Source organism: Streptococcus sp. k-163, assembly GCF_013277555.1.
In the GTDB taxonomy this organism is placed as follows: Bacteria; Bacillota; Bacilli; order Lactobacillales; family Streptococcaceae; genus Streptococcus.
Genome location: NZ_VMND01000013.1, coordinates 19,735 through 34,735 on the forward strand (window position 1 = coordinate 19,735; position 15,001 = coordinate 34,735).

Annotated in this window: 13 protein-coding genes; all 13 read left to right on the top strand. The window is 33.4% G+C overall.

Going from position 1 to position 15,001, the window contains the following annotated elements; all coding sequences use genetic code 11:
• The first annotated feature begins 73 nt into the window (after nt 1-73).
• The 13 genes from HT731_RS05285 (at nt 74) to HT731_RS05345 (ending at nt 14,974) form a co-directional block, all read left to right on the top strand.
• Nucleotides 74-2,032 carry a peptide ABC transporter substrate-binding protein gene (locus HT731_RS05285; RefSeq protein ID WP_173277986.1) on the top strand — a complete coding sequence of 653 codons (1,959 nt, stop codon included), beginning with the start codon at nt 74-76 and terminating at the stop codon, nt 2,030-2,032.
• A 310-nt stretch (nt 2,033-2,342) separates the two neighbouring features.
• Nucleotides 2,343-3,788: an LCP family protein gene (locus HT731_RS05290; RefSeq protein WP_173277988.1), complete on the top strand. Its 1,446-nt coding sequence runs from the start codon at nt 2,343-2,345 to the stop codon at nt 3,786-3,788.
• Between the two features lies 1 nt (nt 3,789).
• Complete coding sequence (gene cps4B, locus HT731_RS05295; protein ID WP_000565326.1) at nt 3,790-4,521, top strand: capsular polysaccharide biosynthesis protein Cps4B; 732 nt, start codon at nt 3,790-3,792, stop codon at nt 4,519-4,521.
• Nucleotides 4,522-4,529: 8 nt separating this feature from the next.
• Entirely contained in the window at nt 4,530-5,222 is a 693-nt protein-coding gene (locus HT731_RS05300; RefSeq protein ID WP_173277990.1) for a capsular polysaccharide biosynthesis protein, read from the top strand.
• A 10-nt stretch (nt 5,223-5,232) separates the two neighbouring features.
• Nucleotides 5,233-5,916 carry a tyrosine-protein kinase gene (locus HT731_RS05305; protein ID WP_173277992.1) on the top strand — a complete coding sequence of 228 codons (684 nt, stop codon included), beginning with the start codon at nt 5,233-5,235 and terminating at the stop codon, nt 5,914-5,916.
• Nucleotides 5,917-6,304: 388 nt separating this feature from the next.
• Entirely contained in the window at nt 6,305-6,898 is a 594-nt protein-coding gene (locus tag HT731_RS05310; RefSeq protein ID WP_140834302.1) for a sugar transferase, read from the top strand.
• Between the two features lie 9 nt (nt 6,899-6,907).
• On the top strand, nt 6,908-8,134 hold the full coding sequence (locus tag HT731_RS05315; RefSeq protein ID WP_173277994.1) for a glycosyltransferase family 4 protein: 1,227 nt from the start codon (nt 6,908-6,910) through the stop codon (nt 8,132-8,134).
• Nucleotides 8,131-9,300, top strand: a complete 1,170-nt coding sequence (locus tag HT731_RS05320; protein ID WP_173277996.1) for a glycosyltransferase — start codon at nt 8,131-8,133, stop codon at nt 9,298-9,300. Before HT731_RS05315 ends, HT731_RS05320 begins: the two co-directional genes overlap by 4 nt.
• A 16-nt stretch (nt 9,301-9,316) precedes the next feature.
• Nucleotides 9,317-10,411, top strand: coding sequence for a glycosyltransferase family 1 protein (locus tag HT731_RS05325; RefSeq protein ID WP_173277998.1), 1,095 nt, complete (start codon nt 9,317-9,319; stop codon nt 10,409-10,411).
• Nucleotides 10,408-11,517 carry a glycosyltransferase family 4 protein gene (locus HT731_RS05330; RefSeq protein WP_173278000.1) on the top strand — a complete coding sequence of 370 codons (1,110 nt, stop codon included), beginning with the start codon at nt 10,408-10,410 and terminating at the stop codon, nt 11,515-11,517. Before HT731_RS05325 ends, HT731_RS05330 begins: the two co-directional genes overlap by 4 nt.
• Entirely contained in the window at nt 11,514-12,434 is a 921-nt protein-coding gene (locus HT731_RS05335) for a glycosyltransferase family 2 protein (RefSeq protein WP_140834290.1), read from the top strand. Before HT731_RS05330 ends, HT731_RS05335 begins: the two co-directional genes overlap by 4 nt.
• 15 nt (nt 12,435-12,449) lie before the next feature.
• Nucleotides 12,450-13,889 (top strand): flippase, encoded by a 1,440-nt coding sequence (locus HT731_RS05340; protein WP_173278002.1) that lies wholly within the window; start codon nt 12,450-12,452, stop codon nt 13,887-13,889.
• Nucleotides 13,886-14,974 (top strand): EpsG family protein, encoded by a 1,089-nt coding sequence (locus HT731_RS05345; RefSeq protein WP_173278004.1) that lies wholly within the window; start codon nt 13,886-13,888, stop codon nt 14,972-14,974. Before HT731_RS05340 ends, HT731_RS05345 begins: the two co-directional genes overlap by 4 nt.
• Nucleotides 14,975-15,001 lie beyond the last annotated feature (27 nt).

Below are 15,001 nucleotides of genomic sequence, written 5' to 3' on the forward strand. Positions count from 1 at the left end.
TTAACTTTACAAATTCCCACTATTTTGGTAAAATAAGCTTATGTTATAAAAACTAACATAAAGGAGAAAGAAGATGAAGACAAAAAAGCGTGTCCTTAGTGCAGGTCTGACTTTTGCGGCTGCCTTGCTTTTAGCTGCTTGCGGACAATCAGGTTCAGATACAAAAACTTACTCATCAACCTTTAGTGGAAATCCAACTACTTTTAACTATCTATTAGACTACTACGCTGATAATACAGCCATCATTACCAATCTAGTTGATGGTTTGCTTGAAAATGACAATCACGGAAACCTAGTTCCATCTTTGGCAGAAGACTGGTCTGTTTCAAGCGACGGTCTAACTTATACCTACAAATTGAGAAAAGATGCCAAATGGTTCACAGCTGACGGTGAAGAATACGCTCCAGTCAAGGCACAGGATTTTGTGACAGGTATCAAGTACGCAGTGGATAATAAATCACAGGCCATTGACTTGATTCAAAACTCAATCAAGGGCTTGAATGATTATATTACAGGAGCGGATTCTGACTTTTCTAAGGTTGGGGTTAAGGCCATTGATGACCAGACTGTTGAGTATACTTTGACACGCCCAGAGCCTTACTGGAATTCAAAAACAACGAACAGTATTCTTTTCCCAGTAAACGAAGAGTTTCTAAACTCAAAAGGGAAGGATTTTGGTACCCTATCTCCAGATAGTATTCTCTACAGTGGACCTTACTTGTTAAAAGATTTCACATCAAAATCATCTATTGAGTATGTGAAAAATCCGCATTACTATGATCATGACAAAGTATCAATTGAACACGTGAAATTGGCTTATTTTGATGGCTCAGACCAAGAATTGACCATCCGTAACTTTGAAAGTGGAGCCTATTCTATCGCTGGGGTTTATCCAAATAGTTCAAACTTTGCCAAGACCAAGGAGAAATATAAAGATAATATCGTCTATAGCTTGCAGGACAAGACTTCTTGGTATTTCAATTTCAACGTCAATCGTAAGGCTTACAATCATACTGCTAAAACGACAGATGAGCAGAAGAAGTCAACTGAGACAGCTGTCTTGAACAAAAACTTCCGTCAAGCAGTGAACTTTGCCTTGGACCGAACAGCTTACTCTGCTCAGTCAAATGGGGAAGAAGCAGCTAGCAAGACCCTTCGTAACACCCTAGTGCCTCCTACATTTGTCCAAGTTGGAGACAAGACCTTTGGAGAAGTAGTCGCTTCTAAATTGGTTAACTATGGAACAGAGTGGGCAGGTATGAACCTAGCAGATGCTCAAGATGCCTATTTTAATAAAGAAAAAGCCCAAGCAAAATTTGCGGATGCTAAAAAAGAATTGGCAAGTCAAGGTGTAACATTCCCTATTCACTTGGATGTGGCAGTTGATCAGACGAATAAGAATGCTGTGACAGGTATGAACTCTGTAAAACAGACTCTTGAATCAGTTTTGGGTGCTGATAATATTGTCATTGATGTTCAACAACTTTCAACAGATGATTTTAATAACGTAGCCTTCTTAGCACCAACACCAGCTGATCGGGATTACGATTTGAGCTTTGATGGTTGGGTAGGTGACTACCAAGATCCATCAACTTATCTCAATCCTTTCAATGCAGAGGATGGATTCTATCTCAAGATTTTTGGTCTAGATGCCAAGGAAGATAAGGCAAAAATTGCTAGCCTAGGTCTGGATACTTACACTAAGATGCTCAAAGATGCAGATAATGAAAATAAAGATGTAACCAAACGCTATGAAAAATACGCTGAAGCTCAAGCTTGGATGATTGACAATTCTCTAATCATGTCAGCTATGTCAAATGGTGGAACAGCATCTGTAACCAAAGTAACACCATTTACAAGAGGCTATTCACTAGTCGGCATCAAGGGTGACGGAAATAACTACAAGTACATGAAACTGCAAAAAGATACTGTAACAACCAAACAGTATGAGGAAGCTAAGACTAAATGGGAGCAAGAAAGCAAAAAAGCAATCGAAAAAGCTCAAAAAGAAGCAGAAAATCATGTTAAATAATGATGAGCAGTTCTATTGGATGGTTTTCATAAAGCTATCTTAATAGGGCTGCTTTTTGTATATTGTAGTTCAGACTGTTGTGTGATTATACTTTTTTATTTATAGAAAAGAGTTTGGAAACACTGATATATGATGTTAAAATTAAGTAATGCTGTTGCAAAAATACTATAGCGATTTTACTTTTAAGTAGGAATTAAAAGGTTATGAGATACGAAGAGCTGGCATTGAAGATTATCTATAAAAGTATTAATTGTAGAATTTATATTAAAAAAGTGATATAATGGGACTATTAAATGTATAGGTGATAATCATGAGTAGATGTTTTAAAAAATCACGCTCACAGAAAACAAAACAGAATATTAATATAATTTTGTTGCTTGTTTATTCTTTGTTGAGTGTATTTTTATTGTTCCTAATCTTTAAGTATAATGTACTTGCTTTTAGAAACTTGAATATTGTAGTTGCAGTTTTAACCTTGATGGTTGCTATTAGTGCTACACTACTAATAATCTATAAAAAAGCCGAAAAGTTCACGATTTTCTTTTTGACACTTGCTGTTTTAGTGAGCTCGGTTTCTTTATTTGCTCTGCAACAATTTGTAGGATTTACAAGTCATATTAATGCAACTTCAAATTATTCAGAGTATTCCCTCAGTGTTGTAGTTTTAAAGGATAGCGATATCAATAATATCGCTCAATTATCTAGTGTTATAGGGCCGACTGGGACGGATAATGAGAATATTCAAAAGTTAATCGCTGATATTAAGACGAGTCAAAATAAGGATTTGACGGTTGATAAAAGTACTTCTTACTTGTCAACTTATAAAAGTTTGATTTCTGGAGAAGCTAAAGCTATTGTCTTAAATAGCGTGTTTGAGAATATTATTGAGGCAGAGTATCCGGATTATGCTTCTAAAATCAAGAAAATTTACACTAAAAAGATGACTAAAGAGGTTGAGACTCCTAAGGTATCTAAAGATCGCTTTTTCAATATCTATGTTAGTGGTATTGATACTTACGGTGCCATTAGCTCAGTTTCTCGCTCAGATGTTAATATATTGATGACGGTCAATAGGGATACGAAGAGAATCCTTCTTACAACAACTCCTCGAGATTCATATGTTCCTATTGCTGATGGTGGTAACAATCAAAAGGATAAATTGACTCATGCTGGTATATACGGGGTTGACTCATCCATTCACACCCTCGAGAATCTTTATGGTGTAGATATTAATTATTATGTTCGTTTGAACTTTACATCATTTTTGAAATTAATTGACTTGTTGGGTGGAGTAGATGTTGATAATGAACAAGAATTTTCATTGCAAAATGGGAAGTTCCATTTCCCAGTCGGGAATGTTCACCTTAATTCCGAGCAAGCTCTTGGCTTTGTTCGTGAACGGTATTCATTAGCGGATGGAGATCGTGACCGTGGTCGAAACCAACAAAAGGTTATTGTAGCAATTATTCAGAAGTTGACTTCTACAGAGGCCTTGAAAAACTATAGTAGTATTCTTCAAGGCTTGCAGGATTCCCTTCAGACAAATATGCCGATTGAGACGATGATGGATCTAGTGAATACTCAATTGGAAAGTGGAGGGAACTATAAAGTAAATTCTCAAGATTTAAAAGGGACAGGTCGGATGGATCTTCCTTCTTATGCAATGCCAGACAGTAACCTCTATATGATGGAAATAGATGATAGTAGTTTAGCTGCAGTTAAAGCAGCTATACAGGATGTGATGGAGGGTAGGTAAAATGATAGACATCCATTCGCATATCGTTTTTGATGTAGATGATGGACCAAAGTCAATAGAAGAAAGTAAAGCACTGTTAAAGGAAGCTTATAATCAAGGAGTTCGAATGATTGTGTCTACTTCGCATCGTCGAAAAGGAATGTTTGAGGCTCCCGAAGAAAAGATTGCAACAAATTTTATTAAGGTTCGTGAAATTGCAAAAGAAGTAGCAGATGATTTAGTCATTGCTTATGGCGCAGAGATATACTATACTCTGGATATTCTAGAAAAGCTAGAAAAAAAAGAAATTCCTACCCTTAATGATAGCCGCTATGCTTTGATTGAGTTTAGCATGCATACTCCCTATCGTGAGATTCATACGGGATTGAGCAATATTTTGATGTTGGGAATCACGCCAGTAATTGCTCATATTGAACGTTACGATGCATTAGAGGATAATGAAAAACGTGTTCGTGAACTGATTGATATGGGGTGCTATACTCAGATAAATAGCTATCATGTTCTAAAACCTAAGTTCTTTGGAGAAAGATATAAATTTATGAAAAAACGAGCGAGGTATTTTTTGGAACGTGATTTAGTTCATGTAATCGCAAGTGACATGCACAATTTAGATGATAGACCTCCATATATGGAACAGGCATACGATATCATTGCTAAGAAATATGGAGCGAAAAAGGCGAAAGAACTTTTTGTAGAAAATCCCAGAAAAATTATAATGGATCAATTAATTTAGGAGAAAATATGAAGGATAAAAACACTTTGGAAATCGATGTATTGCAACTATTCAGAGCTTTATGGAAAAGAAAGTTAGTCATTTTATTGGTGGCAATTATAACTTCTTCAGTTGCTTTTGCTTATAGTACTTTTGTTATCAAACCTGAATTTACTAGTACGACTCGGATTTATGTAGTTAGCCGGAATCAGGAAGAGAAATCTGGTTTGACCAATCAAGACCTACAGGCAGGATCATACTTGGTTAAAGACTATCGTGAAATTATCCTATCGCAGGATGTTTTGGAGAAAGTTGTGTCTGATTTGAAACTAGATTTGACGCCAAAAGGCTTGGCTAATAAAATTAAAGTGACAGTACCAGTTGATACCCGTATTGTGTCTATTTCAGTTAATGATCGAGTTCCTGAAGAGGCAAGCCGTATTGCTAACTCTTTGAGAGAAGTAGCTGCTCAAAAAATTATCAGTATTACTCGTGTTTCAGATGTAACAACCCTTGAGGAGGCGCGTCCAGCAATTGGTCCATCATCACCAAATATTCGTCGTAATACTGTGATTGGAGCAGGTCTTGGAGCAGGGCTAGTGATTGTAGTAGTGCTATTGATTGAACTATTTGATGATCGTGTAAAACGTCCAGAAGATATAGAAGATGTTATGGAGATTTCACTCCTTGGAGTCATTCCAAATCTGGATAAAGTAAAGTAAGGGAGAAGAGATGGCAAAGTTAGAATTATCACAACAGAAACTTAACACTGTAAAAAAAGCAGAAGAGTATTATAATGCTTTACGAACAAATGTACAATTGAGCGGCAATAACTTAAAAGTTATTGCAGTCACCTCAGTTGATCCTAGTGAAGGGAAATCTACAACTTCTACTAATATTGCTTGGGCTTTTGCGCGTGCAGGCTATAAGACTCTTTTGATTGATGCAGATATCCGGAATTCAGTTATGTCTGGAGTATTTAAGTCAAGAGAAAGAATTACAGGTTTGACAGACTATTTAGCTGGAACTCAGGATTTGTCAAATGGGCTTTGTGAGACAAATGTTGACAATTTGTTTGTCATCGAGTCAGGAGTGGCTTCTCCTAATCCAACAGCTCTTCTTCAAAGTGACAACTTTGGAATTATGATTGAAACCTTACGTAAATATTTTGACTATATTATTGTTGATACAGCGCCAATTGGAGTTGTAATCGATGCAGCTATTGTTGTACAAAAATGCGATGCATCTATTTTAGTTGTAGAGGCAGGAGTTGCAAAACGAAGAGAAGTACAAAAAGCGAAAAGCCAGTTAGAACAAACAGGAAAACCATTTTTAGGTGTCGTTCTCAATAAATTTGATATTCAACGTGAAAAATATGGCTCTTACGGTGGTTATGGTAATTATGGTAAAAGATAAAATGAGGTTAGGGAGTCCATATAGAAGGACGGGGGTTCTACAATATAACTATGGTAATCTTATAGAATGTACCTGTTAGTTTACTAGCTTATATACTGATTGCAATTTCAGAGACCGATATTTCTTCAAATTAAATATTCGATCTGTTTGTAAGAACAATTGAATTGAACCTTCTAATATATTATTGATAATTCATATATTACTGAAACAAATAAATTTTCTTTAGATGGAGAAAAGTTTTATTTGACATAGAGGATAAAAGAATTATATTTTTGAAAATTATTGAGTGTTCAAATATATATTGAGTTTTTGTGCTTTCATAGGCTGAAAAATTTAATTTGATAAATGGAAATAAGATGAACTTTGTATTTATAGTGAGAGATAATTTATGTACAGTATATTAAAACGATTAGGAGATATATCTATATCTTTAATAGCGATAACGTTATTTTGTCCAGTTTTTATCCTAATTGCAATTGCGATTAAGTTGGATTCAGAAGGACCGGTAATATTTAAACAAAAACGTTTTGGAATTCACAAGAAAACTTTTTATGTTTTTAAATTTCGGACTATGAAAGTGGAATCACCAAAATATGTGGCAACTCGAGATTTACAAAATCCAGAGCAGTGGATCACTAGAGTGGGAGCTTTCTTAAGGAAAACATCTCTAGATGAATTACCTCAATTATGTAATATTCTTGTTGGTGATATGAGTATTGTGGGTCCTCGGCCAGTAGTGGTAAGTGAACGTGATGTAATAGAGGCAAGAGAAAAATACGGTGCAAATGATGTTTTACCAGGATTAACTGGATGGGCGCAAATCAATGGTAGAGACAATCTATCTACAGATATGAAAGCAAAATTGGATGGTTACTATGTGAAGAATAGGTCATTAATAATGGACATAAAATGCATAGTAAGAACAATACCTTATGTATTGAAACGAAAAGGAATTGTAGAGGGGAGTAAACGAGAGAGTTAAGATAGTGAAATGAAAATTTTATTTGTTAGTCAACATTATAGACCAGAACCTTTCAGATTATCAGATATTTGTGAGGATCTTGTTGAGAGAGGTCATGAAGTTACTGTTTTAACAGGAATTCCTAATTATCCTGAAGGTAAAATATATGCAGATTATAGGAATAGGCAAAATAGACGAGAGACTATAGAAGGAGTTACTGTTTTTCGTTCCTATACAATTCCAAGAGGAAAAAATACTTTACATAGGATATTAAATTATTTTAGTTTTGCTATTAGTTCATCGATAGGAGTTCTACTCGGACAGTATAAAGCAAAAGATGGATCAGAATTTGATTGTGTTTTTGTAAATCAAACATCTCCAGTTATGATGGCATGGGCTGGTATGGCTTATAAAAATAAGTATAAGAAGCCTTTGTTTCTATATTGTATGGATGTTTGGCCAGATAGTTTAACTGTAGGAGGAGTAAAACAAGATAGCTTGGTTTTCAAACTGTTTAAATTTATCTCAAAAAAAGTTTACCGAGCTAGTGATTATATATTTGTTACTAGTCCATCATTTAAGAATCATTTTGTGAACCAATTTGACATAACAGAACAAAAGATTACTTATTTGCCACAATATGCAGAAGATCTTTTTATACCTGATGAATCGAGAGTTAATAAAGAAAGTGTTGACCTAACTTTTGCTGGTAATATTGGTAAAGCACAAAATTTGGAAACTATTTTGAAAGCTGCCAGTTTGATAGAAAAGAATACCGATTTACCCAAGAAAATTCATTTTCATTTTGTTGGAGATGGTACGGAATTGCTAAGCATGAAAGCCTTAGCTCATGAATTGGAGTTGAAGAATGTTTCCTTTTATGGAAGACGTTCTTTGGAAGAAATGCCAACCTTCTATAAAAAATCAGATGCTATGTTAGTTTCTTTAATAGGAGACTCGATAGTTTCTCGTACTATACCTGGAAAGGTACAATCTTATATGGCAGCAGGAAAACCAATTATAGGTGCAATTTCAGGAGATACTAAAACCATCGTAGAGGAAGCAAATTGTGGCTATGTTAGTTCTGAACAAGATGTGGAACAATTAGCACAAAATATTTGTGAGTTCAGTATGTTATCTATAGAGGAACAAAAGGAGTTAGGAAAGCAAGCTCGTTCTTACTATGAAAAGCACTTTTCTAAAGAGCAGTTTATGACACAGTTGGAAAAGTATTTGAGAGAGGAATTTTCCTCATGAAAATTTTGATGATTAATACTGTTTGTGGTATTAGGAGTACAGGAAGAATTTGTACGGATATCGCAACCGCTTTAACAAAGCAGGGGCATGAAGTTAAGATTGCATATGGACGTGAGCATGTGCCGACACAGTATCGAGATTACGCAGTTAAAATAGGCTCTAGAGTGGATGTAAATAGACATGTCTTACAAGCTCGAATTTTTGATAATGCTGGTTTTGGAAGTAAAGCGGCAACTAGAAAATTTATCACTTGGATGAAAGAATATGATCCTGATATTATTCATCTGCATAATTTACATGGATACTATATTCATGTAGGAGAATTATTTTCCTATTTGAAAACTTGCGGAAAGAAAATTTTATGGACTTTACATGATTGTTGGGCTTTTACTGGACATGGTGCTTACTTTGATACTTTAGAATGTGAAAAAATTGGACAGTGCCATCATTCGAGTCAAAAAAACGATTATCCAAAGTCATTAATTGATTTTTCATCTAGAAATTTTAAACGTAAAAAAAATTTGTTTACAGGTGTTCCAAACTTGACACTTATTACACCATCAGAGTGGTTGGCAAATTTGGTAAGAAATTCATTTTTGAAAGAATATCCCGTAACAGTTATTCATAACGGTATTGATACTACTATATTTAAACCAAGGCTATTTGAGGCTCAGGAATTGAGAAAAAAATTTAGCTTAGAAGGCAAACAGGTACTGCTTGGTGTGGCTTCTATCTGGGATCAGCGTAAAGGCTTGGATGATCTATTAGAATTATCTACACAGCTAAAATCTTATCAACAATTAGTTTTGATAGGATTATCAAAAGAACAATTGAATAAACTTCCTAAAGAGATTATTGGTCTGACCACAACAGATAGTGTGGAAGAACTTTCTGTTTGGTACACGTTGGCAGATGTATTTATCAACCCGACAACACAGGATAATTATCCGACAACTAATTTAGAAGCTATTGCCTGTGGGACACCAGTTGTGAGCTACCCAACTGGGGGGAGTATAGAAAGTACACATATGTACGGTATAGTGTGTAGTGATAGAACTGTTACTTCTATACTAGGATCCCTAAAAGAAGTGAGTCAATGTAAAAGGAATCCTAATTTTAATTTGTCAAAAGAGTATTTTGTAGAAAATATACTCAATTTATACTAGTGGAACTGGAGTTGATATGATAAAGATTTTATACGTTAACGGCGGGACTATGGATAGAGGCGGTGTATCTACCTTTATGATGAATGTTTATGAAAAAATGCATTCTGAAAACATTCAAATTGATTTTTTAGTCCATACATTGTCCAAAGGTGTACGCGATGAAGATATTTTAAATCTTGGAGGTAAAATCTTTAGAGTTCCTGCTAGAGGAAAGAATCCTCTAAAAAATTATCGCCAAATTAAACAAATTATGTTGGATGGAAATTATGATGTAGTTCATGCGCATGCTGATGCAGGAAATAGTACAATTTTATCTATTGCAAAAGAGTGTGATATTCCTATTCGTATTTCACATTGCCATAATACAAACTATACAAACAAAAGTTTATTAAAGAAGTTTTTGAATGAGCAACTCAAGAAGCAAATTCCGAAATATGCTACTCATCTATGGGCTTGTTCGGAAAAAGCAGGAGAGTGGTTATATGGGAATCACTCTTTTGAAGTTATTCCTAATGCTATTGATGTTCAAAAGTTCATCTATAGTCCACAATTATCTGAAGATTTACGTAAGGAATTAAACTTAGAAAATAAGTTTGTTATTGGTCATGTAGGACGATTTGATTATCAGAAAAATCATGATTTTCTTCTTAAAGTTTTTGCGGAAGTTATCAATGAAAGAGAAGATGCTCATCTTGTTCTCATAGGTAAGGGAGAATTGGAAGAGGTTATTAAAAAGCAAGCAAATCACTTAGGAATATTGGATAAAATTAGTTTTTTAGGTGAGTCTTCTAATGTGAATAAACTGATTAATGTGTTTGATGTAGGTGTTTTCCCATCTCTTTTTGAAGGTTTTAGTATAGCTATGGTAGAGATGCAAGTCAACGGTTTACCATTAGTGGTTTCTGATAATGTTCCCAGTGAGATTAATTTAACTGATAATATACGTTTTTTATCACTGGATGAAACAGTTAAATATTGGTGTAAAACGATTTTGGAGACCAAAGGACGGGATACTGGAGCAGTTGATAAAATTATTGCTAAGGGTTATAACCTGTCTGATATGGTTAATAAGTTAACAAAAACTTATGAAAGAATTGTAGATAAATCATGAAAAAAGTATTATTTGTAACTAATATTCCATCGCCTTATCGTGTGGATTTCTATAATCAACTTGGGAAATTTGTGGATTTAACTGTTATTTTTGAAGCAACAGGAGCTAAAGATATTAGATTTGATTACCGAGAGACTTTTAAAAATTTTACCGCTATTTTTTTAAGTGAAGGTAATATCAATGAGAAGAAATTAAATTCAGCTATATTCCAGTATTTAATTCCTGAAAAGTATGACTATATTTTTTTGACTAACTATTCTTATCGAACAGAATTATTTGGTTATTTAAAGTGTGTTTTTTCTAAGATACCGTTTATATTAGAAATTGATGGCGGTAAGATACCAGAAAGCGAGAACTTTTTAAAATACCAGTTTAAAAAATTTATTCTTACGAAACCCTGCTATTATTTTAGTCCTAGTCAGTCCAGTGATGATTTCTTAGCGTATTATCATGTGAATAAAGAAAATATTTATCGGTATTCATTTACTTCCTTATCAGAGAAAGACATACGATATCAAATTGTCGATGAGGAAGAAAAACAATTTTTAAGAAAGAAACTGGGATTCAGTCCAACTAAAAAAACAATTTTATTTGTTGGTAGAATCATCCCTGGTAAAGGTGTGGATGTTCTAATCAAGGCTGTTCAGAATTTATCAGACAATGTACAATGTTTAATTGTAGGCCCAAGTCCTGATAGTGAATACAAACAATATTTGCTTAAACTTATTGGACAAGATAGCCGTTTTCATTTTATTGATTTTTTACAGACATCTGAACTGAAACAATACTACAAGCTATCTGATATATTTGTTTTACCAACAAAGTCGGATGTTTGGGGACTTGTTGTAAACGAGGCAATGTCGCAGGGACTTCCTGTTATTTCTACATCTGCATGTGTTGCTGCAATTGAACTTGTTTCGAATGGTTATAATGGATATGTTATTGATAGGGTTGATGACTGGAAAGCTATTTTTCAAAAGTTAAGCCAAGTATTACAAGATGACTCATTACGAGTTCAATTATCTCAAAATGCTTTATCTACTATTAGAAACTACACTATCGAAACAATGGTTGAAGAGCATTTGAAATTTATGGAGGAAAAATGAGGATATCTATTGCAATGACAACCTATAATGGAGCAGATTATTTGCTAGAGCAGCTAGAATCGCTTCGTACTCAGAGTTTAATGGCTGATGAAGTTATTATTGTTGATGATTGTTCAACAGATAATACAGTTGATTTACTTAATATGTATATTCAGAAGTATCATCTCGATAATTGGGTATTGATAAAAAACTCATCTAATATAGGTTGGAGAAAAAACTTTAGAAAAGCGCTTCAAAAGACAACAGGAGATGTAGTTTTTCTTTGTGATCAAGATGATATTTGGAATAAAGATAAAATTTCACTGATGGTAAAAGAGTTTCATAAATCGCCGTCAATAGAACTATTGGCTAGTAACTATGAGATTCTCGATTTTGGTAGAAATGATAAAGTCAAGATTAGGGATGTTGAGTTAGATAATGGTGCTGTAGTCCCGTTTTCGTTAAAAAACAAGAGTATTTCTGTTATGAGACCAGGATGTACTTTTGCAGTTAAGCGTGAGTTAATAGTTCTGTTAGAAAAGTATGATATAGATAGATTTGGCCATGATAATATTTTATGGAATCTAGCTATGATAAGAGGAACTCTATATCTATACTTAAAACGCTTAATACATTTTCGTCGCCACGAAACAAGTGCTTCTGCTCCTAACCAATCTCTTAATCGTGAACGGCGAGTTGTTGAAGTGGATACTAGTTATCAAATTGCAGTTTTCTTACTTGATGTGGCTCGTAAAGAATATTTAGACATAAAAATAATTTCTCAACTTGAAAATATGGCAATGGTTCTTGAGAGACGTAGAGATATTTTAAAAGATGGTACTCTTATGCAAATAGTTCATTTCCAATTGAAGTATTATGCTTATTATCCTACATTCCGCAATTTAATATCAGATATATTAGTGTTTTTAAAAAAATAATGAGAGAGAAGAGTTTTGAGTAAAATTTCTAAAAATTATCTATATAACTTAATTTATCAAGTGGTAGTTTTAATATTACCACTATTGATTACTCCATATGTTGCTAGAGTATTGGGCGCACACCAGTTGGGAATTTACGATTATGCCAATTCAATCGTTACTTTGATTTATACTTTAGGTTTACTAGGTATCGGTCACTATGGAAATCGCGAATGTGCCTATACTAGAGATGATAAAGAGGAACTATCAGAGACATTTTGGAGTATTTTGGCTATTCAGATTATTTTAGGATTTTTTTCACTATTCTTCTTATACATTTTTTCTAACATAAATTCAAATTATCAAGTTTATTTTCAACTTTTTTCCATTTGGCTTTTTGGGTCTATTCTTGATTGTACGTGGTTCTATCGTGGCTTAGAGGAAATGCAGTATGTTGTATTAAAAAACATTATTGCTAAGTTATTATTTACGATAGCGACCTTCTTATTTGTAAAAAGCGAAACAGATCTAGCTCTATATGTGCTCATATATGGTCTCTCTGTTTTAGTAGCCAATTTATCAGCTTATAGTCAACTAAGGATGTTTATTAGTAGACCAAAGATAAATATTAATCGTTTTACGGAGATTATTTTAGGGAGTCTCAAACTATTTTTACCAAGTATCATCATGCAAATTATGTTATCTGCTGATAAAATTGTTCTAGGGTCTTTAAGTTCGGGAATCAGCAATGTTTCTTACTATAGTAATGCAGAGAAGATTATACAGATACCACTCTCTTTAATAGTAGTATTAAATTCTGTTATGATGCCCCGAATAGCAAATGAATTTCGTAATAGACGGTTAGACAATATGAAAAAGTATCTGATAACTGCAGCTGAATTTTCTTTGTTCTTAGCTGTTCCATTGTCGATTGGTCTTTATGCTATTGCAGATACTTTTGTTCCGTGGTTTTTAGGCGAAAGTTTTATGCCATCTATAGATGCTCTTAAATGGCTTGCTCCTATTGCTGTTGGCAATGCTTTACTAGGAGTCTCAGGTAGTCAGTATTTTGTTGCAGTTAATAAAACAAAAGTCTTATTCTTTTCTAATACTTTAGCTGCAATTTTAAATATTCTATTAGATTTGTTACTTGCTCCAATGTTTGGAGTAGTAGGTGTTTGTTTAGCAACTATAGTATCACTTACTTCATCTGTTATAGTTCAATACTATATAATGTCAAAGGATATACCTGTTTTACCTATTTTGAAGTCATTATTTAAATATCTTATTTATTCTATGATAATGGGGATAATTATTATTGTTCCCTTCAGAGGACATCCAGCAAATTATGGAACAACTATTAAGCAAATCGTTCTTGGGATAGTAGTTTACTTTGGCTTGAGCTTGTTGACACGAGATGTATTTGTTTTTCAAGCATTAGATTTTGTAAAGAAAGGATTCAAAAAAAGTAGATGATTTCAGCTTTATTTTATATAAGTTTTTTAACAAATCTATTAGTCGTAGTCAATAGGATACGTATAAATTTTCTAGCATTTTTATCTTGGTTAGTTTTGTTTTTTATCTATGCAGGAAATATCCGAGAAGGATTTTCAGATTTAACTCATTATCGTGCAAGATATGCTGTAGGAAAAAGTAGTCTGTATTTTTCAGACCATGCGTATAATTTTTTTGCAGATTGGTTTTCACATCACTCCATCTCTTTTCAAGTTTTTTTAGCATGTATTTTCCTTTTCTCCTCAGCATGTTTCTATTTTGTTGCTAAAAAATTGCATTGTAATTATAATCTTCTGATTTTATTGTTATCTCTTTTTTATTTCTTTTATACTTTAGAAGTTCTAAGATTCTTTTTAGCAGCTAGTGTAGCACTTATAGCGCATTATTATCTTTCACAAAATCATCGATTCATATTCATAGGATTGATGTTCATAGCGTTTCTATTTCATGGATCTATTATTTATTTCTTACCATTTGTTATTTTTTATAGACAAAAAAATACCAGTAAGATGCTATGGGTATTGGTATTTATATCTACAGTGTTAATTATTATTAATCTATTGGTAGGTAACAATTCTAGCTACTTGACTAAAATATTTGAACTACTAGGGAGTGAGGCAACTAAAAGTCGTGTTATGTATTATACAGCGAAATCGACTCGTCTTGGTTTTATATTGTATGATAGTTACTATATTTTCAACCTACTAATTAGTATTAATCTCAAAAAGATTGCAAAAACAGTTTCAAATGTCCCTCAGGAAGTGACCAATTTTATCAATCTGGTGTATCAACATAGTTTTTTTAGTACAATTTTTTTACCACTAATTATGTTTAGTACAGCATTTACTCGCTATTTAATTTTTACTGTTGTTTTAAATTTTATAGCTATTGCAGCTTTACAACCATTTATGCAACAATCATTTATAAAATTAAAGAGTGGGCTTTATATTATTTTCGGAGTTTTAGGTGCTACTTGTTTTTGGTGGTATCTAAGAGAAAATGTCCTTTATTTTTATGAGGCACTTTTGCCAAATTTATTTAACTGATTTTATATTCTTTATGTCTGTACTTTG

Coding starts and splice junctions, on each gene's coding strand:
- HT731_RS05285 (WP_173277986.1), top strand. CDS start 74: ATGAAGACAAAAAAGCGTGTCCTTAGTGCAGGTCTGACTTTTGCGGCT.
- HT731_RS05290 (WP_173277988.1), top strand. CDS start 2,343: ATGAGTAGATGTTTTAAAAAATCACGCTCACAGAAAACAAAACAGAAT.
- cps4B (WP_000565326.1), top strand. CDS start 3,790: ATGATAGACATCCATTCGCATATCGTTTTTGATGTAGATGATGGACCA.
- HT731_RS05300 (WP_173277990.1), top strand. CDS start 4,530: ATGAAGGATAAAAACACTTTGGAAATCGATGTATTGCAACTATTCAGA.
- HT731_RS05305 (WP_173277992.1), top strand. CDS start 5,233: ATGGCAAAGTTAGAATTATCACAACAGAAACTTAACACTGTAAAAAAA.
- HT731_RS05310 (WP_140834302.1), top strand. CDS start 6,305: ATGTACAGTATATTAAAACGATTAGGAGATATATCTATATCTTTAATA.
- HT731_RS05315 (WP_173277994.1), top strand. CDS start 6,908: ATGAAAATTTTATTTGTTAGTCAACATTATAGACCAGAACCTTTCAGA.
- HT731_RS05320 (WP_173277996.1), top strand. CDS start 8,131: ATGAAAATTTTGATGATTAATACTGTTTGTGGTATTAGGAGTACAGGA.
- HT731_RS05325 (WP_173277998.1), top strand. CDS start 9,317: ATGATAAAGATTTTATACGTTAACGGCGGGACTATGGATAGAGGCGGT.
- HT731_RS05330 (WP_173278000.1), top strand. CDS start 10,408: ATGAAAAAAGTATTATTTGTAACTAATATTCCATCGCCTTATCGTGTG.
- HT731_RS05335 (WP_140834290.1), top strand. CDS start 11,514: ATGAGGATATCTATTGCAATGACAACCTATAATGGAGCAGATTATTTG.
- HT731_RS05345 (WP_173278004.1), top strand. CDS start 13,886: ATGATTTCAGCTTTATTTTATATAAGTTTTTTAACAAATCTATTAGTC.